The sequence below is a fragment of the Pseudomonas amygdali genome, from assembly GCF_002699855.1.
In the GTDB taxonomy this organism is placed as follows: domain Bacteria; phylum Pseudomonadota; class Gammaproteobacteria; order Pseudomonadales; family Pseudomonadaceae; genus Aquipseudomonas; species Aquipseudomonas amygdali.
The window spans coordinates 62,608-86,368 of the sequence record NZ_LKBW01000288.1 but is presented as its reverse complement, the minus strand read 5'-3'; the positions used below and the strand labels follow the sequence as shown (position 1 = coordinate 86,368).

Sequence of the window (23,761 nt, the reverse complement as noted above, 5' to 3'; positions counted from 1 at the left end):
CCGAGCTGGTAAAACAAGGGCCTGCCTGACGGCAGGCCCTAACCAGCCCGAACACAAAAAAACTGATACTCCCTGCGAACCCGGCCATAGCGATCCGACAACGTTCCGCCGACCCAGCCACCTAGTGCCGACGTCACCAACATCACGGCGCTGATAAGCCCTGCGTCGCCTTTGGTCAGGGCAAAGGCGGCAATCAAGGCCGGGATGGCCAGACCGAACATCTGCACTTCCAGAGCGTCCAGCGACCAGCCGCCGAAACAGGCCCAGAAGGTCTTGCGCTCCTTGGGAGTGACTTCGCGATACCAGTTGAACATGGCTTCCTATCCTTATGAGCGTTGAATGAGTCGGGGTGATTGCAGTGCGCTCAGCGAATTTCCACGCTGTAGCGGAAATGGCTGGCGTGCCCTCGTGAACGTCGCCACTCCAGAGGTTCACCGGCGTAATTACGCGCCAGTCGTTCAATGACCACTACCGGGCTGCCGGCCGAAACCTGCAGCAACCGGCCGTACACCTCGTTGACCGCTTCAGCCGTCAGGCTCTCTTGCGCATAAGCCACAACCTGACCGCAAACCTCTTCATAGATCGGATAAAGCAACGGCCCCTGAGTATCGAGATCCATATCCAGCAACGCCTGGAAGCGGATCCGAGGCAGCCAGATTTCTTCAGCCAGCACCGGCTGACCATCCAGCAAGCGCAGCCGGATCATCCGAATGACCGGCGCATTGGCCACCAGACCCAGCGCCTGACTGACCGCTGAAGGCGCAGCCACAGGCTCTATTGATAAAATCCGGCTTTCCGGTACACGGCGCTCGCCCGCTTCGGTCTGAAAACGGAAGAAACGAAACAGCGACGACTGAAACCTGGCACGCCGAATAAACGTGCCACGCCCCTGCTGGCGCTCCAGAACGTTGTCGCTGACCAGCAGATCAATGGCCTTGCGCACGGTGCCGGTGGACAGGCAATACTCAGCGGACAGCGCCGCTTCAGTAGGAATGGCTTCACCCGGACGCCAACGATTATTGGCAATCTGTTCGGCCAGACTGTCGCGCAGGCGTTGATAAAGCGGAAGGCGTTCGTCGCTGGAGAGCTTGTTCATTGTTGTAGTTATCCATTCATATATATGAATATTCGGACGCGAGTATTCATCCGTAGTTAGCGGACGTCAATAGGGGCAGACGCCCGTACAGGCTTATGTAACTTGTCATCATCATTCCTGGAAATATCCTGTATCAACTCGCCGCACCTACTTAATACCCGACAAAACCGTTAGCCTGCTTGCCATCAGTCAAAAACCCGCCTGGCAGATGCGCCTCGCGTGCCTGTCAGGTATACGCTCAAGCGAGAATCTTCATGCCCCACTCGTCCCACGCGGCGCACAAAGCCGTGAGCATGACCCCGGCCATGGTCATGCTGTTTGCCTTCTGCTGCGGCGCGATTGTCGCCAACATCTACTATGCGCAGCCGATCATCGAGCTGATTGCCCCGGACATCGGGCTGTCGAGTACGGCGGCGAGTCTGATCGTTTCGTTAACGCAGATCGGTTATGCGCTGGGCTTGTTCTTTCTGGTTCCACTGGGGGATCTGCTGGAGAACCGCAGGCTGATGCTGATCACCACTGCGGTTGCGGTGCTCAGCCTGCTGGGAGCTGCGTTTGCCGAGCAGCCGAATCTGTTTCTGCTGGTGTCGCTGCTGGTGGGTTTCAGTTCGGTGTCGGTGCAGATGCTGATCCCGCTGGCGGCGCATCTGGCACCGGAAGAATCCCGCGGCAGAGTGGTGGGCGGAATCATGGGCGGGCTGTTGCTGGGGATTCTGCTGGCGCGGCCGATTGCCAGTCTGGTGGCCGACCATTTCGGCTGGCGCGCAGTGTTCGGGGCAGCGGCCGTGGTGATGATCGGTATCAGTGTGGTGCTGGCAACCACCATGCCCAAACGCGTTCCGGATCATCGTGCATCCTACGGCCAGTTGCTGTTCTCGCTCTGGACGCTTTTGCGCACCCAGCCGGTGCTGCGCCAGCGGGCTTTTTATCAGGCATGTATGTTCGCGACCTTCAGTCTGTTCTGGACCGCCGTACCCCTGGAGCTGTCACGCAATCACGGGCTGTCGCAAAGCCAGATCGCGATCTTTGCCCTGATCGGCGCAATCGGTGCCATTGCGGCACCCATCAGCGGACGCCTGGCAGACGCCGGTTACACCCGCATCGCCTCTTTGGGCGCACTTCTGTTCGGTGCACTGAGCTTTCTTCCGGGCCTTATTCATCCTGCCTACAGCGTGATAGGCCTTGCGGTAACGGGCGTGGTGCTGGATTTCTGCGTGCAGACCAGCATGGTGTTGGGCCAGCGAACCGTCTATGCACTGGATGCCGCCAGCCGCAGCCGGCTCAACGCCCTGTACATGACCAGCATTTTCATCGGCGGCGCGATTGGCTCGGCGGTGGCCAGCCCGTTGTTTGATCATGGCGGCTGGACCTGGGTGCTGATCGCAGGCACGGTGCTGCCGTTGACTGCCTTGCTGGCGCTGCTCAGGGATCGATCCGGACAGAATGCGTAAACGCTGCACTTTGTAACTGATTTGCAGGATAATACCGCGGCGATGGCATGGCCCATCGCCCTTCTGGCTCTCTCTCGCACCTCAAGGCCCGCGTATCCGGCACCTCTGGATCTGCGCGATTGAACACGGATTGTACAGACGCCTCATCCCAAGGCCCCGAATCCGCCGATACTGCTTTTCAAGCGCATCGGTACGCACTTGCGCAACCCGAACAAGGCAAAACAGCAATGGACGCAGCACTACGAACAAGCAAAATTTCCGCGATTTTCGCCAGGATATCGATCGGCGTCAGCGGCATGATTGGAGTTATCTGGAGCATCTTCACCTACCTTTTCCCGGACCCGGCCGTTCTTGGCCTCAGTATTGACTTCATCAACTGGAAGACACTGGTCATCATCGTCGGCACAGGTATGGTGATAAGCGGGTTTTGTATCGCCTTCCTGGCCAGAAAGCTTCCCTCAATTCTCAAACTCAGTGTCTGGCTAGCGCTATCACTGTTTCTCTGCGCGGTGTTCTTCAAACTGGGCGGCGAATACGCTAAACCTTCGGTCGATTTCGCCCGCGGTCAAACACTGTTCACCGAGAATGAAAGCGCCAACCTGTTCGGCAAACGCTCCGAGACGGTCGACAACGTGAGTATGGAGTTGCTGGGTTGTGATCAGAATGGCCAGTCGCCTACCTGCATGTTGGAGCTGACCAACAAAAGTACAGACCGCGACTTCCGTTTTCTGAACCCGATCAGCCTGTTCGAAGAAACAGGCGGCGCTCTGGGCCTTTCGCAACTGCGTGTCGGCGATGCGAAATACGACCGCTGGGACAGCTTCCAGTTGATCCGTAACGTCCCTACCCGCGTGACGCTGATCTTTGAAGCGGCCAAGGGCCGGGTCAAGCAGTCACCTGCTTTGAAGCTGACCTTCCGTGATCGCGAGAACAAGGACAACGTGCTCAAGTTCAACGAGGTCAAGGTCAATTAAGTAGCAAACATAGAGGGTGCGTCGTCTTGAGTATGACGACGCACGTATTCGCTACCGGACTGACTGCTGCAGCCAGTTAGCCAGGTCAATGACTTCGGTTTCGTTGATGCTGTGCCCCAGCCCTTCATACCCATGAAATTGCGGTGACAGGCCAAGCGACTTCAGCGTGGCTTCGGCTTGCGGGCCGCTGGCGTAGGCCACCTGGCGATCCTGTACCCCGTGACCGATGAAGACGTTCAGGCGCTTGAGGTCATCAGAGGCTTTGAGCTAGGACTGCACCACCGGCAACAACCGCCCGCTCAACGCCGCAATCCCCCCTACCAGCTTGGGCTGACGCAGGGCGACTTCGTAGCTCATCATCGCGCCCTGGCTGAACCCGACCAGAAACACCTTGCCCGGCTGCGTGTGGAACTTGCCGGTGGCCTGGGTGATGAATGCACTCAACTGCTTGCCGCTGCTCTTGAGGTCTTCGGTCACGCCATCGTAGTCAGGCACGCCTGGTTTTTGGGTGAACCACTTGTAACTGTCAGCGCGCAACTCCACTGGAGCCTGCACCGACAGGTAGTTGTAATCGGCCGGAAGATGCTCCTTGAGCCCGAACAAGTCAGCCGCATTACTGCCGTAGCCATGAATGAAGATCACCAGCGGCCGGTTCGGGGTTTCGACGTTGACCTGTGCCAGGTAATCCAGCGGCAGATCAGTGTGCAGGGTGTCCTGCGCCTGCGCCATGCCGGCAACGGCAAACAGCAAGGCAGTGAAAAATTTCAGCATCGGTTCATGACCTCCGTTTGACGCTGCCAGCAAGCAGCGTCGTGAGTGGGCTCGGAAGCAGAAACTGACACAGCCTCAGTTCTGCATGCTGGTCCGCGAAACTTCCGGCTTGATCAACTGCATCTGCTGACGGTAGTCATCCGTCACCTGACGTGCCTGGCTACTGCTGGTGATGACTCGCGGCGTGATCAGCACGATCAGCTCGGTACGACCCTTGGACTTCCTGGTACTGCCGAACAGCCACCTCAAGCCCGGAATGCGTCCCAGATACGGCACAGCGTTGACCGTCTCGGCGTTATCCTGCTTGATCAAACCGCCCAGCAGCACTGTCTGGCCACTCTGCGCGGCCACCTGCGTAGCGACCGAGCGCGTGGAGATACGCGGATTGCCGTTGGCGTCGTTGTTAGTGGAATTGGTGTCGGCGCTACTGACCTGCTGCTGAATGTCCATGTACACCAGTCCGCCCGGATTGATGCGCGGCACGACGTCGAGAATCACACCGGTCTGCACATATTCGACGCTGCTCAATGTGGTGTTGGTGGAGGTGTTAGTGTTGATCGAAGTCTGGCTGATCGGGATGTTGTCACCGACCTGAATCTGCGCCTGCTGGTTGTTCATCACCACCAGCGATGGTGCCGACAGGACCTGGGTTCGACCATTGGTTTCCAGCGCACGTAAGGCGACCTGCAAGTTGTTGCTGACAAAGGAGTAGAAGAACGCGTCAGTAGAAGCAAGCGCAGCCCCGCCGGTACCAATCGCACCCTGACTGCCCGCAGTGTTGGTAACGTTGCCGGTTGTACCCGAGTTGCCCGCCAAGCGTCCCAGATACCACTGCACGCCCATGTCCAGCTCGCCAGTCAGCGAGACTTCCAGAATGCGCGTCTCGATTTGTACTTGTAGCGGCGGATTGTCGAGGCGCTTGATCGCCGACTCGATTTCCTTCCACTGCGCCGGACGGGTGCGTACCAGCAACTGGTTGCTGCTCTTCTGCGCAGTGATGCGCGTGCTGGCGTCCAGCGACTTGCTGTTGCCGTTCGCGCCTCCACCTTCCTGGCTGGCCGAATCCGATTCACCGCCGCTCTGATCGTCGCTCTCGGATTCACTGTCGCCACTGTTCTGGCTGTTGTTCATGCCCTGGCTGTTGCCAAAGCCGCCGCCATTACTCATGCCACCGCCGTTGCTGCCCAGCCCGTTGGAACTGCTCATGCCGCCAACACCGCTGCCGCCATTGGAGTTAAGCGATGACAAGGTGGTGGTGCGCAGCCCCGGCGCAACCTTGGCTGCCGAGTCTTCCTTGATGGCACCCGACCCGTAGATCTGCCGCAGGTATTTGGCCAGATCGGTAGCTTTCATGTTGCGCACGTCGTACACGTACATCTGCGGCTCGTTACCGCCGCCTTCATCGATGGTATGAATCCACTCGCCGACTTCGCGCAGGTATTCAGGCTGCGAGGAAATCGCCACCACCGAATTGGTCCGCTCGATCGGCAGGAAACGCACCATGCCCGCCAGCGGCATGCCGCTCTCCGGACCGAACATTTTCTGCAACTCAGGCATCAGTTCACCGACCGAGGCACGTTGCAGACCGAATACGCCGACCGACATGCCCTTGAGCCAGTCCACATCGAACGTGTCGATGGTGTCCTGATAGTTGGACAGCTCTTCGGGCGTACCCGCCAGGCTCAGTACATTGCGCGCCGGATCAACCAGCAGGAACGCGTTTTCCCGGGCGAACGGCTTGAGCAGCTTCTGCATTTCGGTCGCCGAGATATAACGCAACGGAAACAACCGCGCCGACATGCCCGCCGACGGTTGCGCCACCGGCATTTCCGGCACCAGCTTGCCGGCAACGGCCTGATTCGAGGGCAGGATCACATAGCGATTGCCCTGTTTGATCATGGCGTTGTCGGTCCAGGACAGCAACGTTTCAAGAATTGACAACGCTTGCTGCTTGTTGACCGGCTTGGAGGTCGAGAAGCTGACATCGCCCTTTACACCTTGGGCAATGCTGTAATTCTCGTGCAGCAGATCACCCATGATGCTGTTGATCACCGCCTGAATCGGCTGATTGGTGAAATTGAAGACGATGTCGCCGGTTTCGGCCGGACGCGCCGCCGGAGCAGCAGCGGGCTGGCGGATGAAACGCTGGTTGCCCTTGATGATCTGGCGCTGCGGCGAGCTCGCCGGTTGCTGTGAAGGTGGCTCGACTGGCGGTCGTTCGCTGCGCGGGTCTACCGGCGGGCGTTGTGAACCGGTTCCCTGGAGCGCTTCCTGCAGCATGCCATTGTCGGGATCGAGAGTGTCGGGCTTTGACGCGCAGCCGCCTAGGGCGACGGCGGTAGCCAGGCAAAGCAAGGGTGTGCGCAAGGTAGCGATGGCAGAAACTCCAGAAAAGGTACCCATCACAGGGTGGAATCGTTGGTTAAGGTAATAGGCGGTGTACTCGACGGCGGCGGCAGACGCAACGCGGGCAGGCGTAGCATTTGCGTACGGCCATCGAGTTGAAAGGTGGCCTGGGTAGGCTCCAGACGGTCCAGCGTCCAGCCGTTGGGCAGGCGATCGCCCTGACGGATCTTCAACGCTGGACCGCTGGCTTGTTTGATCAGTGCAACACGCAGCGAGCCGTCCATGATCACCCCGGTCAGGGTCAGGCCGGCCAGGCTGGTGGCCTGCGCGTCGGCTTTGCGAACCGCCACGTCCGGGCTGCGGTCAGGACTGAACAGGGGGGTTTTCCAGGTATTGGCCAGGCTGTCCAGCGTCGCCGACGGCGCATTGTGGGTCTGCGCCTTCTGATCGATCGGGTGGCGCGGTGCCTGCTCCGGCAGCCAGTCGGGCGAGTGTGCAGCGCCACTGAAAATCAGGGCGATCAGCCCCGCCAGCAGCGCGGCCAGAGCCAGTAGCGACCACTCCAGCGGGCGTAAGGAACCGATCATTGCTCACCCTCCCCGGCGCTGGCCGGTTGCAGGTAGCCGCGCACCAGCAGGTGCACCACCAGTTTGCCGGCGGCACCGCTGGCCGGAGCATTGGCATCGCGACGCATACTCATCTCGTCAATGAACAGAAACGGGCGCTGGTACTCCAGCGCATGCAGAATGGCCGTCAGCGGTTCGATGGCGCAGTTCAGGGTCNTTGCCCTGCCGATACGGCTCGGCGCTGTCCTGCTCTGGCGTGATCGGCATACGCTGGGTCAACTCGCAGCCGCCGCCAGTGCTTGCCTGGCTGCTGATCAGGTCGGCAATGCGCTGCATCAGATCCGCCGCCACAGCACTCGGGTCTTCGCCGGGCAACAGACTGGTGCTGCTGGCCGGGTCACTACGGGCCTGTTCCAATTGCTCACGCAATGAGTCGCCCTGCTGCAGAAGGCCGGCGTAACGCTGCTGCTGTTCGCGCAACTGGTCGGTCTGCTCGCTGATGTCGCGCAAGGGTCCGGCGAACCAACTGTCGATCAACAGCCAATAAGCCAGGCACAGCACCAAGGCAAGAATCATCAGGGCCGCGCCCCGCCGCTCACGGCTTGTCAGTGGACGGCGCATCGGCGTTCTCCTGATGCTGGTTCTGGTGCAAATGCGCACGCAGTGAATACTGATCCTTGCCGGTCTTGGTGTCGGGCTGGATCACGCCCTGAAACTGCGCGTTGTCCAGACTGTGACAATCCTTGACGCGGCCGATCAGGGCACTGGCCTTGGCGCTTTGCCCGGAAAACGCAACTTCGGCGCTGTCACTGATTTCCAGATGCTCGATCCAGGTGTCCGAAGGCAGGCAAGCGGTCAATTCACTGAGCAGCGCCGACAGCGGCGGTTGCGCAGCCTTGCGGCGGATCAGGTAATTGGCTGCGCCCAGCGTGTTGGTCAACTGCTGACGCAGCTGTTGAATCTCACCCACCTGGGCCTTCTGCGCCTGGACACTGGCCTGCATGTCATCGAGCAGACTCTGCCGGTCATTCAGCCACAACAGCATGGCGCTCAGCAGCAAACCGGCACACAGCCAGAGCAGCCAGCGCTGCAAACGATGACCGGAGTGCGATTGCTGCGGGCGCAGTGGCATCGGCAACAGGTCGATGCCCATACGCTGCCCGCCAGTACCCATGGCGGCAGTCCCTATGTCAGTGACGACATCTACCGCATCGGGACGCAAACCGCGCTCGGCGCACTCACTGAGTATCGCGTCCAGCCGCTCGCGCAATATCGCCACCAGTGTGACCTGCACAAAGCTGGCGCTGCGACTGTCCTGACGGGCCACAAAATACAACTGGCCAGCGTCGAACGGGGTGAAGCGGTCCAGCTCGTAACCGACGACAGTCGACAGATTGCGCGCCGCGGCAGCTGGCAGTTGCAGGGGCTGCACCAGCACCGCCGACGCTGGCAGCAACAGCACACGTCGTGCCTGAGGCGATGCATCGGGCAGCGGCTCGACCAGCGGCCAGAAGTGCGCCTGCTCCAGGGTCTCGCGGCCCAGCCAGCGACGCACACGCGGCGGCAGGCAGGCGCGAAGCTCCGCGACCCACCATTGCCAACCGTGTTGCGCCGGACTGCCACGCCACTGCCGGGCGACCTGTTCGCGTAACGCGTAGACAGGCGCCAGACGTGCAGAAACTGATGAATTCATTCTTGCCAACGCAACACCCTGTAGGGCTGTGCGCCTCCCTCCGATGGGCTCAATAAAACAGTGGTTTGTAACAGGGCAGTCACACCGCCCGGTCGTTCTGCGCGGCTGTCGATGGCCAGCACTTCACCTGGATCGGCCCCGACCGCGCTCTGGTTCGGAAGGTTCAAGGCCCGTCGCAGCAACGCCGAAGCGAATGCCGGGTCGGGCCGATCCAGGCCGCTCCATAATGTTATTTCCGGCAACAGCCGGGCATAAAGCGCCTGACTCATGCCCTGCAACTGGCGTACTTCCTCAACCACCCGCAACGGTGACTGACCGCCGTTGCGCTGCTCTTCCAGCACCTGGGCAATACCGCTGGCCTGATTCTTAGCTGCGCCGCAGGCCTGCAACAGCCGCGATATATCCGCCACCGGCGCGCTGTTGAGGTCCAGCTTGCCGCGCTCGCTCCTGATGCTGACGAGCAATTGCGTATCATCCATCCGCAACGACACCAGACGCCCATCGGCAATCCAGCGTTTGCGCTGCGCAGGATCAAGCAAACCCTGCACAGCCATATTCATGCCAGCTTCGGCGGCCATCAGCGCCTGAGTGTTCTGGCGCAACCAGAGTGCCTGTCGGCTTTCCAGTTGCACCCACCCGGCCAGCCCGCCAAGCAGCAGGCTCAACAGCGCGAGCACCCAAAGCACCACCAGCAGCGCAACACCACGCTGCTGTCGATTGGCTATATTCATTCGCCGCCCGCCCCACCGGACAGGTCCAGACGCAAAGCGACTACTTCGGGGACCCACTTCACCGCCCCGCTGGTCTTCAGGTCGATCCTTACAGCACCGGGCAAACGATTCGGCCAGGGCCATTCGGCCATCCAGCCTGTCGGCTTGCCCTTGGGGGTCAGCCCGCGATAACTGAACGTCAGTGACTCGACGTTTTGCAACAACACCTGAGGCTCACCCCAAGGTTTCAGGGCAATGCCGTTTGCACCAGACTGGACCTGAGCAAAAGACACTTGCAAAGACCGATGGCCTTGCGGCCCTCCAAGTTCCAGGCTGTGCACCTGTATGCCACCGCCCAGCTCACCGGGCAGCGTGGCGACAAAGCGCAACTGCTGCGCCGAGCCTTCAAAAAAACCGCTGTTGACGTCGTCTTCGGCAGACGTATCCAGCGGCAGGGCCTGACCAATCGAGCTACGCAGAAACGCCTGCGCGGCGCGGACTTCGTCCAGGTTCACGGTGTAACGTTCGGCCTTGAGCACCGCACGGTTGGCACCCAGCAGCGCCCCCGCAACCAACACCAACAGCACGCCCAACAGACTGATCACCAACAGTACTTCCAGCAGCGTGAAACCACGTTGGGTACGGGTCATGATCCGGCCCCGCTGACAGCGCCGCGCAGTTTAAGCGTACTGAACTGCGCTTTGCGCTGGTGCTCGCTGAGCATCAGGTCGAGGCGAAACATCCGTGCCTCACCATTGGCACCCGACAGTTGACGGATATCCAGGGTCCAGTCGATGCCTGCGAGTGTTCCCTGACGCGTACCGTTTTCCAGCGGGCCGGCACTTTCCTGATCCATAATCGTGCGTGCTGCATGGCTGATCCGGTCACTGCGCGACACCTGTTGCAGAGAGCGAGCGCTCTGCCCGAATGCAACCAGCAGAACGCCGCTGCACACTGCCATAACGGTCAATGCAGCAAGCATCTCCAGCAGGGTGAACCCCGACTGCGATGTTTTCATTAAAGCGACCGTACCTGAACGCTACCGGTCAGCCAGCCAATATCAATACGCCAGCGCCGGTCGCCGTCGGCGACAACCACGTTGCCGCCACTGGAGCCGCCATCCGGGTAGAACTCCACGGACGAGCCGAGATCCGACGCGGTCTGCATGGTCACATGCAGATTTTCAGGCCAGTGCACCTCACGCTTGCCGGGCGCCTTGAAAGTCGCCTTGCGCAGATTGAACTCAGTGCGTGCAGGCTGACCGGTGACAATCGCACGCACTCTGGTTGCCCTAAGCGCCTCGACCATGTCGCCGACCGCGCGTCGCTCACTGGCGGTACTCAAACCCTGTTGCAGACCGAACCCCACCAGACCGACGGCAATGCTCATCAACACCAGCACTACCAGCATTTCCATGAGGGTAAAACCCCGGCTTGCGACAGGCGTTCTCATGCTGAACGTTACTCCCAGTTGCCCAGGTCGGCGCTGTACCCTTCGCCGCCCGGCTGACCGTCCTGGCCGGAGAAAATCAGGTCGAAACTGCCGTGCTGGCCCGGGAAGCGGTAGCCGAACGCGTGGCCGAACGGGTCTTTAAGGTCCGAAGGCTTGGCGTAAGGGCCATTCCAGTTCGAGGCGTTGCCCGGTCTCTCGGTCAGTTGCTGCAAAGTCTTGGGTGGCGAACCGACGTCCAGCGCATAGCTTTCGATCTTCATGCCCAGGCTGGCCAACTGAGCCTTGCCTGCGCCGTATTTGCCCTTGTCGACGTTGCCACCTACCTGGCGCACGACGATGGTCGCAACAATGCCCAGCAATACGATAACCGCGAGCATTTCCAGCAAAGTGAAACCGCCCTGTCGGCGTGCGGGTTTGAAGCGTGTGCGGCTAAAAGTCATCGGAGTGGTTTCCTCTTTCATGGATTCAGATATTGCTGGTCAGGCTCATCAGCGGCAGCATGATCGCCAGCATGATCACCGCGACCATGCCCGCCATCACCACCGTCAGCGCCGGTACGAGCGCGGCGAGCATGCGGTCGATACCGCGCTTGGCCTCGACGTCGAACACATCGGCGACCTTCATCAGCATGGTGTCCAGTTCGCCCGCCTGTTCGCCGACCTCGATCATTTGCAGCGCCAGATCCGGCAGCAGCGGTTGCGCGCCGAACGCACTGGCCAGCGTGCCGCCGCCCTTCACCGACTCGGCAGCCTGCTCCACCTGCGCCTGCAAGGCGCGGTTGGTGCAGACCTGGCGAGCGATCACCAGCGCCTGCAACAACGCCACTCCATTGGTCAACAGCGTGCCAAGCGTTCGAGTCAGACGCGCTGCCTCGATGCGTTGCAGCAAGGGACCGATTACCCGAATGCCGAGTATGCGGCGGTCGCGGCGTTCACGGCGCTGTGGGTCGCGCATGCGAATGGCCATGCCCCAGATCAGCGCGATCAGGCTCGCCAGAACAGCCAGGCCGTAGTTGCTCAAAAATTGTCCGAGGTTGAGAATGACCTCGGTGATCAACGGAATCGGCACGCCGAGATCCTTGAAGATCGGTACGAATTGCGGCACTACATAGGCCAGCAACAGGGCCAGCGAGCCCAGTACGCCGATCACCAGAAAGGCCGGATAGATCAGCGCGTTGATGACCTCGCCACGCAGCAGCTGGCTACGTTCAAGGTAATCACTCAATTGACGCAGCGTGCTTTCCAGCGCGCCCCCGGCTTCACCGGCGCGGACCATGCTTATATAAAGTGGCGAAAACTGTGTGCCCTCTTCTTCCAGCGCAACGGACAACGGCTTGCCGGCCTTGACCTGTTCGCGGATGCGCTCGATCAATGCCTTGGTCTGCGGTTGTCCAGGCTGTTTGAGCAGAATTCCAAGAGATCGTTCCAACGGCTGTCCGGCACCGAGCAACGTTGCGAGCTGCTGCGTGAAACTGACCAGCGCTGCCCCATTGAGCAAGCCGCTGCCCAGTGCGCGGCGCAACCCGCCCATACCGGCCGCGTCAATCTGCAAGACCATCAGGCCACGTTTTTGCAGCGCGGCGATTGCAGCATCCTGGTCGCGGGCTTCCAGCGTGCCGTTCTGCGGCGCACCTTGAGCATCCAGTGCGCGGTACTTGAACAGGCTCATGTGCCTTCACCTCGGGTGACGCGCAGCACTTCCTCCAGCGAGGTCACCCCCGCCACGGCCTGGCGCAGGCCCTCTTCATGCAGCGTGCGCAACCCGCCGCGTCGGGCAGCTTCTTCCAGAGTCGACGCATCGGCGTGGCGCATCAACAGACTGCGCAGCTCTTCGTTCATAACCAGCAACTCGGTGATTGCACTGCGCCCCCGGTAACCGCCGCCAGGTGCATCGGCACGCGGGCGATACAGGCGAATCGGGCGCTCGTCAGTGAAGCGCTCCAGCCCGTGCTCGGCAATCAACTCCGGCGGCGCATCGAAGGCTTCACGCGTTGCCGGATCAAGACGGCGGACCAGACGCTGAGCCAGAATGCCATTGACCGTCGAGGCGATCAGGTAGCTTTCGACGCCCATGTCCAGCAGACGGGTAATACTCGCCGCCGCGCTGTTGGTGTGCAGCGTCGAGAGCACCAGGTGACCGGTCAACGAGGACTGAATGGCGATACGGCAGGTTTCCAGGTCACGCATCTCACCGATCATGATGACATCCGGGTCCTGACGCACGATGGAGCGCAGTGCCCCGGCGAAGTCCAGGCCGATGGAAGGCTTGACCTGAATCTGATTGATGCCCTCGAGCTGATACTCGACCGGGTCTTCGACGGTGATGATCTTGCGCTCGGCGGTATTGAGCCGTGAGAGCGCAGTATAAAGAGTGGTGGTCTTGCCGGAGCCGGTCGGCCCGGTGACCAGCAGAATGCCGTGCGGACGCTCCAGCACGTCGAGAAATTCATCCAGCCGCTCGCCGTCGAAACCCAGGCTGGGGAAATCGAAATTGATGGTCTGCCGGTCCAGCAAACGCATGACCACCGATTCGCCGAAGCTGGTGGGCACCGTAGACACCCGCAGGTCCAGCTCCTTGCCCTGGATGCGCAGCATGATCCGGCCATCCTGCGGCAGACGACGCTCGGCGATGTCCAGCCGCGCCATGATCTTCACCCGGGAAATAACCGCCGCCGAAGAACTGGACGGTGGCGCTTCGGCCTCATGCAACACGCCGTCGATGCGATAGCGCACTTTTAACTGGCTCTCGAACGGCTCGATATGAATGTCCGACGCACGCTGTTCGACCGCGCGTTGCAGAATCAGGTTGACCAGACGAATGACCGGCGCTTCGGAGGCCAGATCCTTGAGGTGCTCGATGTCTTCCAGCGAGCCGCCCTCCTCATCCAGGTTCTCGATCAGGGTGCCCATTGCCGAGCGGCCCTGTCCGTAATAACGCTCAATAAGGGTTTCGACTTCATTGCGCGGCCCGATGGACAGCCGCACCGGCACTTCGCAGGCATAAGCGATGGCCTGGAACGGGTACAACGTACCGGGGTTGGCGCTGAGCACTTGCAGCCCTTGATCGCTCCAGCCTACGGGCACGACTTGATAGTGGCGCATGAAGCGCTCGGTCAAAGGCGGCAAGGGGTCGAGCAGCGGCGGCACAGCGTCAGCAAGTAGCAGCGGTGCCTGCAACAGGGCTGCCCATGCGCGGGCCAGTTCAAATTCGGAAACCAGACCCAGACGAGTCAACAGCCCGAGCAGCTCGGTGCCTTCAGACTCTTGCTGCAAACGTTGCGCCCGCTCCAGATCGGCCATTTTCAGACCCGCGTGCTCGGTCAGCCAGGCGCAAACCTGCGCGGCATCCGGAATGAGGAGGCGGGAAACATCGACGGGAACTGGCGGCATGAATGAGGGCATTTTGCTACTTCGGAGGGACATGTTACAGCACTCTCCGACTGGAAAGTGCTGTGCTCAAAGGCTTCAAACGATCAATTTGACTGCTTTTGAGGAGTTGCGTTCTGTGGACGACCACCTTTTGTCGTCTCGGTCTTCTGCTTTTGCGCCTTCTGCGCTGCCTTGGCGTCCTGGGTCTGAGTCATGACCGTCGAATCGCTTGCACCGGATGTTGCATCGTCATCGGTCGCTTCAGCGGCAACTACTGCACCACTAAGGGCCAGACCCAGAACAACGCCCGCACTGATTACAGAGAATTTCATCGTAGTTAACTCCATAGAAAAAAGAAGTGAATTCTGCAAAAGGCAGAAATCGGATAAAGACCGGGCAAGAAATAGCGTACAGCACGCATCGCAACTTGCGAGCTGTCTTTCTTCGTCCTGAAAAATCTTAAACCAATCGACCAGTAGGTTTAACAAGAGTTCCTAAATTGTAAAGAAAAAATACGAAATGAAAGAAAAATATGCTTTTATTTGACATTTATGCCTTGTTTTAGGGTTAATTGTAACGGTTTTGAGATTCAAAGTGCCATCATGCGATAGCAATTTGATAGCACGCAAGAAGTAGAAAAGATAATAAATAAAACATCGAAACAGTAAGTAAACAGCCATAAGTCGCTCCCCTGTTAAGAGGGGAAAAAACGCGACAGCGGGCAACTTTTGCCCGGAGAAAAGAGTAAGCCGCAAAGGCAAATGACGACGAGTTAGTCCTTCGCACGTGCGCAGGCAACCAGTTAATTGAAACGTAGTTGGAGAGCAATATGAACAAGCGAAAGATGATAGGCGCGCACTCGGCGCTGGCCTTGCTGGCATTGGCAGTATCCCAGGTGCACGCCGCTGACCCTACTGTGCAACAAGGTCGCGAGGACCGCGCTGAAAAAGCCGCGCAGAAGACCCTGGCGAAGATGACCATGGAAGAAAAGCTGGCCTACATCGGCGGCACCGGCGGCTGGGATGTCAAGCCGCTGACCAACTACGGCGTTCCGCAGATTCACGGTGCCGACGGCGGCGTGGGCGTGCGCTACACCAGCGAAGGCAACGATCAGGGCGTGGTCTATCCGTCCGGCCCTAACCTGGCAGCCACCTTCAACCCGCGTCGTGCCATCGACCTCGGCCGTGCGCTGGGCTATGACACTGCCGTCGGCGGCTACCAGTTCATCACTGGCCCCGGCGTCAACCTGTACCGCATGCCTTACGGCGGCCGCGCGTTCGAATACCTCTCCGGTGAAGACCCGTTCCTGGGTGCCAGCCTGGCACCGGGCGTCATCAACGGTATCCAGTCTCGTGGTGTATGGGCCAACGCCAAGCACTATGCGGCCAACGACCAGGAAAGCAACCGCTTCAACCTGGACCAGAAGATGCCAGAGCGCGTCCTGCGCGAAATGTCGCTGCCTGCATTCGAGTCGTCCTCGAAGAACGGCAACGTTGCGATGATGATGTGCGCCTTTCAGAAAGTGAACGGTGATTTCGCTTGCGAAAGCGAGCACCTGATCGCGCAGATCCTGAAAAAGGAATGGGGCTTCAAGGGCTTCGTACAGAGCGACTACAACGCTGTCGTGCACGGCTTCGAAGCCGCCCGCGCCGGGGCCGATCTGGACATGATGGGCTACCAGATGAACAGCTCCGTGCTGAAGCCTCATCTGGACGCCGGTGACCTGAGCGCCGCGACCATCGACGACAAGGTCCGCCGCATCCTCAAGCAGATCTACCTGTACAAGTTCGACAGCAAGACGCCGCTGACCACGCACAACATGAACAGCTCGACCAGCAACAAGGTTGCTCTGAATGCTGCACGTGAAGGCATCGTGCTGCTGAAAAACCAGGGCGATCTGTTGCCGCTGGACAAGCAGAAGGTCAAGAAAATCGCCGTTGTCGGCACCCTGGCCAAGTACTCGCCACCGACCGGTTTCGGCAGCGCCAACGTCATGGCCAGCCATTACGTCAGCGAATTGAGCGGTCTGCAACAAATCGCGCCCAACGCCAAAGTCGACTTCATCGAAGGCCTGTCGCTGGACCCAAGCACCAGTGCCTGGACCACCACCGACGCAACTGGCAATGAAGTCCAGGGCATGAAAGTCGAGTACTTCAGCAACACCAACTGGTCTGGTGATGCAGCGGGTCACCCGTACCGAGAAGCATGTTGACCTGGACTGGGCCAACGACAAGAACCTGCCGTTCGAAAGCAACACTTCGACGTCCGATCCGTACACCAGCAAAGGTTCGACCGCTGGCGAACTGAATGGCGATACATCGTCGACTTCGATTCGCTACACCGGCAAGGTCACCCCGACCCAGAGCGGCGAGCAGGTGTTCAAGGTTCGTGCCGACGGCGCCGTGCGTCTGTAGGTCAACGGCAAGAAAATCATCGACAACGGTGACGGCAAGCCATTGCCGGGCAACAGCATCCCGCCGACCATTCCAGAGTTCGCCAAGATCAATCTGGAAGCTGGCCAGTCTTACGATGTGAAGCTCGAGTACTCGCGTCGCGCCGGTTACCTGTCGACCATGGGCGGCCTGGTAGGTGTGCAACTGAGCTCGGCTTCACTGAACGCACCTCAGGACTTGTCCGGCTATGACGCCGTTGTGGTTGCCGTGGGTAACAGCAACGAATACGAAGGTGAAGGTTTCGACCACAGCTTCGATCTGCCTGAGTTCCAGAACGAGCTGATCCAGAACATCGCCAAGGTCAACCCGAACACCGTGGTGACCATGTATGGCGGTACGGGTCTGAAGATGAGCGACTGGATCGAACAGGTTCCGGTAGCGCTGCATGCCTTCTACCCGGGTCAGAACGGTGGTCAGGCTCTGGCCGAGATCCTGTTCGGCAAGGTCAACCCGTCGGGCAAGCTGCCGATCAGTATCGAACGCAACATCGAAGACAACCCGGCTTACGCTTCCTTCCCGAAATTCGACAATCAGAACACTCTGACCGACATGGATTACAAGGATGACCTGATGCTGGGTTATTGCGGTTACGAGAAGAAAGGCATCAAGCCGCTCTACCCGTTCGGTTACGGCCTGTCGTACACCACGTTCGGTTACAGCAACATCAAAGTGACGCCGGGCGTTGCGGTGGGCAACACGCCGATCAAGGTTTCCTTCGATCTGACCAACACCGGCAAGGTTGGCGGTTCTGAAGTCGCCCAGCTGTACGTGGGCCAGCAGAACCCGAAAGTCGAGCGTCCGATCAAGGAACTCAAAGGCTACAAGAAAGTGTTCCTCAAGCCGGGTGAAAGCAAGCGCGTGACCATTGAACTCAATGACCGCTCGCTGGCCTACTTCGACGTGAAAACCAATCAGTGGGTGGTCGATGCCGACACCTTCAACCTGTCGCTCGGTGGTTCGTCGCAGGACATCCGCCTGAACGCCAAGCTGGTCAACTCGTTCCGTCAGGAACTGTCGACCACCACCAGCAACCCGCTGCCACGCTCCGCTCTGAACTCGGTTCTGGTCGAGAAACCACCGGTCAAGACCGGCGGTGTATTCAAGCAGACCGTCGAGTAAGCGTTAGCTGACTGAAGGGTAAACGGACAAATAAAGGCTCAGGGACGAGCCCTTACCGCTGCATCGACCTGCGCAATGTAGGTATCGAAACACTCGACCAGGTCCACCTGATCGGGAAAGCGTAACCACTGAATCTGCAAGCCATCCATCATCGCCAGAATCTGCCGGATGATCTTGTCCAGATCCACATCCGCACGCACCTCCCCGCGCTCCACCAAACCTGCAAACTGTCCCATCAAGTGCGCGTGAATACGCTCGTAGCGCGTCTGGAACCATTCAAAGGCTGGCTGGTTTTCCAGCAGACTTTCAGCATTGAGAATCGAAAAGGCACGCACCACGCCGGGCGCCGTGGCGTTTGAACGGTTGATTGCGCGCAGGCCGCCAAGCAGGGCGGTCAACGTGTTGTCGGTGCGCACCTCGGCAGCAATTCGGCTATTGACCTCATCGCGTCGGTCCAGCAGGCCCATCAACAGCGAAATCTTGCTGGGAAAATGGTGCAGCAGCCCGGCGACGGAAATACCGACGATGGCCGCTACCTTAGCCACCGAAGCGCCGGTATAGCCCTCAAGGGAAAACACTTGCAAGGCCGCATCAAGCAGCTCTTTGCGGCGCTTTTCACCCTTTGGCGCGCGCCGCTGCCGGGTGACTGCCGTGCCCGTTTCCGTGGGGTCATGCAGAGTCATATCAGGCTCCTTCTTGAACAGCCGCGTACCCTAACCATTCAGGCGACTACTGGCAACGCTATTGAACCGGATTGTTGGACAATTTCATTTTGCGCGGCCATTTAGATTCAATGCAATTGCCACTGCAATCAACACCAGGCTGATCGCCAGCGACAACCACAGCAGGCCGCTGCCGCCCTGCGCTTCACGCACCCACGCAAAAAACCACGGAGCGCCAGCTGACAGCAGAAAGGCAGGAGCCAGCAATCGGCCCTGCAGGTGTACGTAATGCGAATGTGCAAACAGCTCAAAGGGTAGATTCGCCCTCAGCAATGTGGCCAGCCCGTTCATCGCGCCATAACCGACCAGGAACATGCAGGCCAGCAGGGTATGGCCCTGACTGAGCAGCCCCAGGGTAAAACACAGCACCATTCCGGAAGCGACCCAGACATTCAGGCGCAGCGCTGGCATCGACTGCGCCAACAAAGCCTGCGCCAGACGCGCGCAGGTCTGACCGATGCCCCACAGCGCTGCCAGCACGACCGGCACGCCCAAACCAGCCAGCAACGCGGGTAAATGGGCAGACAAGCCGACTGACAGGAACGCGATCAGGGACATGCTCAGTGCGTAGCCGAACTGAGGTATCCAGGCCGTGGTGTCAGCGTGCGCAGGCGCGGCTGGCCCGGCGTTCAAGACCGGCAACAGGGAGTCCGGCAGGCCGCTGACCAATAACCCGCTGAGCAATGCCAGGCAGCCGTAGACAGCAACCGCACTACGCCAGCCCAACGCATTCAACAAGCCGTGGCCCAGCGGCCAGAATACCGCCGAAGCCAGCCCGCCCAACAAGGTAATCTGCACCATCAGCGCCCGAGAGCGTGCACCGAACAGCGCTGCCAATGCAGCAAACAGCGCATCGTAAAGTGACAGACGCATGCCGACGCCCAGCACTGCCCAGCCAAAAAACCACGACTGAGGTGTCTCGCACACAGCCAGCATGCAGCAGCCAAGCGCGTTGAGCCCGGCCCCGTATTGCAATACCTGCCGTGCACCGAGACGCTGGAGCAAACGCGCACTGAAGATCGAAACCAGGCCCATGATCAACAGTGCGACTGACAGCCCGGAAAAGACCTGCTGGCCGCTCCAGCCCAGATCATCGGCAATCGCATTGCCGAAAGCCCCCGGCAGATAAAACGTCACACCCCAACTGATCAGTTGCGCGAGCCCCAGTTTGACTACCGCCAGCCTGGACAGATCAGCGCGGTCCACGTCAGTCAGGCCCGCTCGGAAGGTGCACTGCCCGAGCCGTCGCCGAGCATGCGCTGCATCAGCACGGTGTCCACCCAGCGACCGTGCTTGAAGCCGACTGACTCGAATACCCCGACACGGCGAAAACCCAGGCGCTCGTGCAGACGCAGCGACGCGATATTCTCGCTATTGCCGATCACCGCGACCATCTGCCGCCAGCCGCCTTGCTCGCAGTGCTGTACCAGCTCGCCAAGCAATGCCAGACCGATGCCCCGCCCGCCCATACCGTCCCGTATATAAACCGAGTCTTCTAAGGTAAAGCGGTAGGCAGGACGCGGACGATAGGGTGTGGCGTAGCCATAGCCGACCACCTCCCCGGCGAGCTCGGCCACCAGATATGGCAGGCCGTTGACGAGCACCTGCGCACGGCGCTGCAGCAGCTCGGCGACACTCGGCGGATCGAGTTCGAAACTGGAAATGCCATGCAGCACATGATCGGCGTAGATCGCCTGTACGGCAGGTATGTCTTGATCACACGCATCACGCAGGATAAAGGTCGGGGTCATATCGGGCTCTGGGCAAATGTCGTTGGATGAGTGCAATCATGCCGCTCACCAAGCCGTTAAAAAAGCTATGATTTATCATTCACAGCATAAGAAATACTTTGCCATGCGCCGACTCAACCTGAATCACTTGCATACCTTCTCGGTGGTCATAGCGCACGGCAGCTTCTCCGCAGCGGCCGAGCGACTGCACCTGACCCAGCCAGCGGTAAGCCTGCAAATTCGGCAGTTGGAGGACCAGTTGAACCTGAAATTGATCGAGCGCGTAGGCAAGCGGCTCAAGCCCACCTCGGCGGGCACTACGTTGCTGTAGCATATTGCGCGCATTGAGGCGGTGGTCGAAGACGCCCTGCTGGAGTTGTCCAGTCACGCCAGCGGCGTTGCCGGAAAGGTTGCGATCGGTACCGGCGCAACCGCCTGCATTCATCTGCTGCCGCCCATGTTGCAGGCACTGCGCCGTCGCTTTGCACAACTGGATGTGCGGGTCAGCACCGGCAACACGGACGGCATTCTCAAGGCTGTGGAAGAAAACCGTCTGGATCTCGCACTGGTGACGCTGCCCGCCTCGGGTCGCAGTCTGCATATCACCCCGCTGCTTGAGGATGAGTTCGTGGCGATCTTCGCCAGCAGCCAGCAGCCGATTGCCGCTGAAATGACCCCGGAGCACCTCTGCTAACTACCGCTGGTGGTCTTCGAAGCAGGCAGCAGTACGCGGCTGCTGATCAATGAATGGTTCTTGCAGGCCGGGATCCGGGTAAAGCCGGTCATGGAACTGGGCAGCATCGAGGCCATCAAGGAAATGGTTGCTGCGGGCCTGGGCTACAGCATTGTGCCGCGCATGGCGGTTGCTGCAGTCCATCACCGCCGCGGTTTGCAGGTGCTGCAGCTGGTGCCGGGGTTGAGCCGCACGCTGGGAATTGCATTGCGCCAGGACAAACCGGTCAGCAAGGCGTTGCGCCAGGTGCTGGATGCATTGCACAACCTCAACGCTACACCACCTTAAAAGGTCACAAAAGCGCGCCACGATAGAAGCCTGATCGCGCCCATGCGCTATAAAGAGCAGCGGCGCTTGACTTGGCAAATCAGGCCGACAGTTGCATCAGCAGCGAATCAGGTTGTACGATGACTGCCCACCGGTTTTAGAAAAAATGATCGCTGGCCTGCTTTTACACGCCACATCACTGACAATCTGTAAAGCAACTCGGCAACCCATAAGGAGCGCCGGTCCGGATACCTTCCATACCGACCTCCAACCTCAAAACAACAGGAGATACCGATGCCTAACATTCTCGGCCAGAATTTCATCGCTGGCGGCCGCAGCGCTCTTGGCCAAAGCCTGCAAAAAAGTCTGGATGCCACAACAGGCGAAGAACTGCCTTACAGCTTCCATCAGGCTACCGACGGCGAAATCGACGCTGCCGCCCTCGCCGCCAAGGCTGCCTTTCCAGAATTCCGTCAACTGAGCCCGGCCCGTCGCGCCGACTTCCTCGACGCCATTGCCGATGAACTGGATCAGTTGGGTGATGATTTCGTCGCCATCGTCTGCCAGGAAACCGCTCTGCCCCAGGCACGTATTCAGGGTGAGCGCGGTCGTACCAGCGGCCAGATGCGCCTGTTTGCCAAGGTTCTGCGTCGCGGTGATTTCGTCGGTGCACGCATTGACCTGGCCCTGCCGGATCGCAAGCCGTTGCCACGCGTCGACCTGCGCCAGTACCGCATCGGTGTGGGCCCGGTTGCCGTGTTCGGCGCGAGCAACTTCCCGCTGGCGTTTTCCACTGCTGGCGGTGACACCGCTGCTGCACTGGCTGCCGGTTGCCCGGTGGTGTTCAAGGCGCACAGTGGCCACATGGCGACTGCCGATCTGGTGGCCAGCGCTATCATCCGCGCCGCAGAACGCACCCAAATGCCGAAAGGCGTATTCAACATGATCTTCGGTAACGGCGTGGGTGAAGGTCTGGTCAAACACCCGGCTATCCAGGCCGTCGGTTTCACCGGCTCGCTGAACGGCGGCAACGCTCTTTGCAAAATGGCCGCCGAGCGTCCACAGCCGATTCCGGTGTTTGCCGAGATGTCCAGCATCAACCCGGTAGTGTTGCTGCCAGGTGCCCTGCAGGCACGCGGCGAAACCGTGGCCAAAGAGCTCGCCGGTTCGGTGGTGATGGGTGCCGGTCAGTTCTGCACCAACCCTGGTGTGGTCATCGGCCTGCGCTCCCCGGCGTTTTCGACGTTCGTCGAACAACTGACCGAACAGATGGGCAGTCAGGCACCGCAGACCATGCTCAACGCAGGCGGTCTGCGCAGCTACAGCAAAGGCGTCGAGCATTTGCTGTCGCATCCGGGCGTGACGCATCTGGCTGGCAAGCCGCAGGAGGGCAAACAGGCGCAGGCTCAGTTGTTCAAGGCTGACGTCAGTCTGCTGTTGAACGGCGACCAGTTGTTGCAGGAAGAAGTCTTTGGCCCGACCACGCTGATAATCGAGGTCGCTGACGATGCGCAGTTGAAAGACGCGCTGCAAGCCTTGCGTGGCCAGTTGACCGCGACTGTGATCGGCGAACCTGCAGACCTGAGCCAATACAATTGGCTGCAACCGATACTGGAAGAGAAAGTCGGCCGTATTCTGTTCAACGGCTACCCGACCGGTGTTGAGGTCTGTGAAGCCATGGTGCATGGCGGCCCGTACCCGGCAACCTCGGATGCACGTGGCACGTCGGTAGGCACTCTGGCCATCGACCGTTTCCTGCGCCCGGTCTGCTATCAGAACCTGGCCGACAGCCAGTTGCCGCCTGCGTTGCAGAATGCCAACCCGCTGGGTCTGCGTCGTCTGGTCAACGGTGAATGGAGCGATCAGCCTCTCGTGTAACGAGCATCGCTTGACTCGTAAACAAAGCAGCGCGACCTGATGAGGGTCGCGCTTTTTTTTGAAAAATATTTCTTTTTTGTGCTTTAAATCGCTTATAGCGGACCTGTTTTCCGGCCTGGTGGCAGCAGCATAGAAGTGCAAAACATGAGCTGTTCATAAAATAACCACACAGCTGTAAGCCACGTGTAACAAGGGTTTCAAAAAGTTACCCACAGACATACCCACGATTTCCGTGGACAACTTTTCATCAATTTCGGACCTTAAAAACCCTGAGCAGCGCAAGCGTAAATTTTTACAGGTTCCCCACACCCTCATGTGTGATGGCACTGGTAATGGCCCTTGGGGCTCCGTGACATAACCTTATGCACGTTTGGCGGTTGATTCGGCAGGCCGTCCGGCGTGAAATAGGCGATTTATCGAGGCATTCCGATT

At 59.6% G+C, this 23,761-nt stretch carries 18 protein-coding genes and 5 pseudogenes; 5 read left to right on the top strand and 18 right to left on the bottom strand.

Annotated elements, in window-relative coordinates; translation table 11 throughout:
- Positions 1–74: 74 nt before the first annotated feature.
- Both AO277_RS21835 and AO277_RS21830 read right to left on the bottom strand, forming a co-directional pair.
- Positions 75–314: pseudogene (locus AO277_RS21835) on the bottom strand (MFS transporter); the annotation flags it as partial.
- Between the two features lie 50 nt (positions 315–364).
- Positions 365–1,096 carry a GntR family transcriptional regulator gene (locus AO277_RS21830; protein ID WP_044317702.1) on the bottom strand — a complete coding sequence of 244 codons (732 nt, stop codon included), beginning with the start codon at positions 1,094–1,096 and terminating at the stop codon, positions 365–367.
- A gap of 254 nt (positions 1,097–1,350) precedes the next feature.
- Here AO277_RS21830 and AO277_RS21825 point away from each other — a divergent pair, with 254 nt between their 5' ends.
- The gene (locus AO277_RS21825) at positions 1,351–2,547 is read left to right on the top strand and encodes an MFS transporter (protein WP_002553953.1); all 1,197 of its coding nucleotides are present in this window, start codon (positions 1,351–1,353) and stop codon (positions 2,545–2,547) included.
- A 227-nt stretch (positions 2,548–2,774) separates the two neighbouring features.
- On the top strand, positions 2,775–3,521 hold the full coding sequence (locus AO277_RS21820; protein WP_002553954.1) for a hypothetical protein: 747 nt from the start codon (positions 2,775–2,777) through the stop codon (positions 3,519–3,521).
- Positions 3,522–3,572: 51 nt separating this feature from the next.
- Here AO277_RS21820 and AO277_RS21815 read toward each other — a convergent pair.
- The 13 genes and pseudogenes from AO277_RS21815 to AO277_RS28620 form a co-directional block, all read right to left on the bottom strand.
- Positions 3,573–4,292, bottom strand: a pseudogene (locus tag AO277_RS21815) (alpha/beta hydrolase).
- Between the two features lie 75 nt (positions 4,293–4,367).
- The gene (gene gspD, locus AO277_RS21810) at positions 4,368–6,695 is read right to left on the bottom strand and encodes a type II secretion system secretin GspD (protein ID WP_044317701.1); all 2,328 of its coding nucleotides are present in this window, start codon (positions 6,693–6,695) and stop codon (positions 4,368–4,370) included.
- Positions 6,695–7,225 carry a type II secretion system protein, XpsN-like gene (locus tag AO277_RS21805; RefSeq protein ID WP_044317700.1) on the bottom strand — a complete coding sequence of 177 codons (531 nt, stop codon included), beginning with the start codon at positions 7,223–7,225 and terminating at the stop codon, positions 6,695–6,697. Before AO277_RS21805 ends, gspD begins: the two co-directional genes overlap by 1 nt.
- A pseudogene (gene gspM / locus AO277_RS21800) lies at positions 7,222–7,825 on the bottom strand (type II secretion system protein GspM). The gene AO277_RS21805 and the pseudogene gspM overlap by 4 nt, the downstream one beginning before the upstream one ends.
- Positions 7,800–8,897 carry a type II secretion system protein GspL gene (locus tag AO277_RS21795; RefSeq protein WP_044317699.1) on the bottom strand — a complete coding sequence of 366 codons (1,098 nt, stop codon included), beginning with the start codon at positions 8,895–8,897 and terminating at the stop codon, positions 7,800–7,802. Before AO277_RS21795 ends, gspM begins: the two are co-directional and overlap by 26 nt.
- Positions 8,894–9,628, bottom strand: a complete 735-nt coding sequence (locus AO277_RS21790; protein ID WP_044317698.1) for a general secretion pathway protein GspK — start codon at positions 9,626–9,628, stop codon at positions 8,894–8,896. Before AO277_RS21790 ends, AO277_RS21795 begins: the two co-directional genes overlap by 4 nt.
- Complete coding sequence (locus AO277_RS21785) at positions 9,625–10,257, bottom strand: type II secretion system protein GspJ (protein ID WP_002553960.1); 633 nt, start codon at positions 10,255–10,257, stop codon at positions 9,625–9,627. The genes AO277_RS21790 and AO277_RS21785 overlap by 4 nt, the downstream gene beginning before the upstream one ends.
- Positions 10,254–10,625: a type II secretion system protein gene (locus AO277_RS21780; RefSeq protein ID WP_002553961.1), complete on the bottom strand. Its 372-nt coding sequence runs from the start codon at positions 10,623–10,625 to the stop codon at positions 10,254–10,256. Before AO277_RS21780 ends, AO277_RS21785 begins: the two co-directional genes overlap by 4 nt.
- Complete coding sequence (locus tag AO277_RS21775; protein ID WP_002553962.1) at positions 10,625–11,059, bottom strand: prepilin-type N-terminal cleavage/methylation domain-containing protein; 435 nt, start codon at positions 11,057–11,059, stop codon at positions 10,625–10,627. The genes AO277_RS21780 and AO277_RS21775 overlap by 1 nt, the downstream gene beginning before the upstream one ends.
- An 8-nt stretch (positions 11,060–11,067) precedes the next feature.
- On the bottom strand, positions 11,068–11,499 hold the full coding sequence (gene gspG, locus AO277_RS21770) for a type II secretion system major pseudopilin GspG (protein WP_080899161.1): 432 nt from the start codon (positions 11,497–11,499) through the stop codon (positions 11,068–11,070).
- Between the two features lie 25 nt (positions 11,500–11,524).
- On the bottom strand, positions 11,525–12,727 hold the full coding sequence (gspF, locus tag AO277_RS21765) for a type II secretion system inner membrane protein GspF (protein WP_010214294.1): 1,203 nt from the start codon (positions 12,725–12,727) through the stop codon (positions 11,525–11,527).
- A complete protein-coding gene (gspE, locus tag AO277_RS21760; RefSeq protein WP_004665672.1) occupies positions 12,724–14,448 on the bottom strand; it encodes a type II secretion system ATPase GspE in 1,725 nt (574 codons plus the stop codon). The genes gspF and gspE overlap by 4 nt, the downstream gene beginning before the upstream one ends.
- 83 nt (positions 14,449–14,531) lie before the next feature.
- Complete coding sequence (locus AO277_RS28620) at positions 14,532–14,759, bottom strand: hypothetical protein (RefSeq protein ID WP_010214293.1); 228 nt, start codon at positions 14,757–14,759, stop codon at positions 14,532–14,534.
- A 497-nt stretch (positions 14,760–15,256) separates the two neighbouring features.
- Between AO277_RS28620 and AO277_RS21750 the strand changes: the two are divergent.
- A pseudogene (locus tag AO277_RS21750) lies at positions 15,257–17,999 on the top strand (beta-glucosidase).
- A gap of 38 nt (positions 18,000–18,037) precedes the next feature.
- Here the strand turns inward: AO277_RS21750 and AO277_RS21745 are convergent.
- The 3 genes from AO277_RS21745 to AO277_RS21735 all read right to left on the bottom strand — a co-directional run bounded on the left by AO277_RS21745 (position 18,038) and on the right by AO277_RS21735 (position 20,472).
- On the bottom strand, positions 18,038–18,682 hold the full coding sequence (locus AO277_RS21745) for a TetR/AcrR family transcriptional regulator (RefSeq protein ID WP_044317696.1): 645 nt from the start codon (positions 18,680–18,682) through the stop codon (positions 18,038–18,040).
- A gap of 84 nt (positions 18,683–18,766) precedes the next feature.
- Positions 18,767–19,927, bottom strand: a complete 1,161-nt coding sequence (locus tag AO277_RS21740) for an MFS transporter (RefSeq protein WP_044317695.1) — start codon at positions 19,925–19,927, stop codon at positions 18,767–18,769.
- Positions 19,928–19,932: 5 nt separating this feature from the next.
- A complete protein-coding gene (locus AO277_RS21735; RefSeq protein WP_044317694.1) occupies positions 19,933–20,472 on the bottom strand; it encodes a GNAT family N-acetyltransferase in 540 nt (179 codons plus the stop codon).
- 103 nt (positions 20,473–20,575) lie between these two features.
- Between AO277_RS21735 and AO277_RS21730 the strand changes: the two are divergent.
- Together AO277_RS21730 and AO277_RS21725 are read left to right on the top strand one after the other, a co-directional pair.
- Positions 20,576–21,472: pseudogene (locus AO277_RS21730) on the top strand (LysR family transcriptional regulator).
- A gap of 273 nt (positions 21,473–21,745) precedes the next feature.
- Positions 21,746–23,329 (top strand): aldehyde dehydrogenase (NADP(+)), encoded by a 1,584-nt coding sequence (locus AO277_RS21725; RefSeq protein ID WP_044317693.1) that lies wholly within the window; start codon positions 21,746–21,748, stop codon positions 23,327–23,329.
- Positions 23,330–23,761 lie beyond the last annotated feature (432 nt).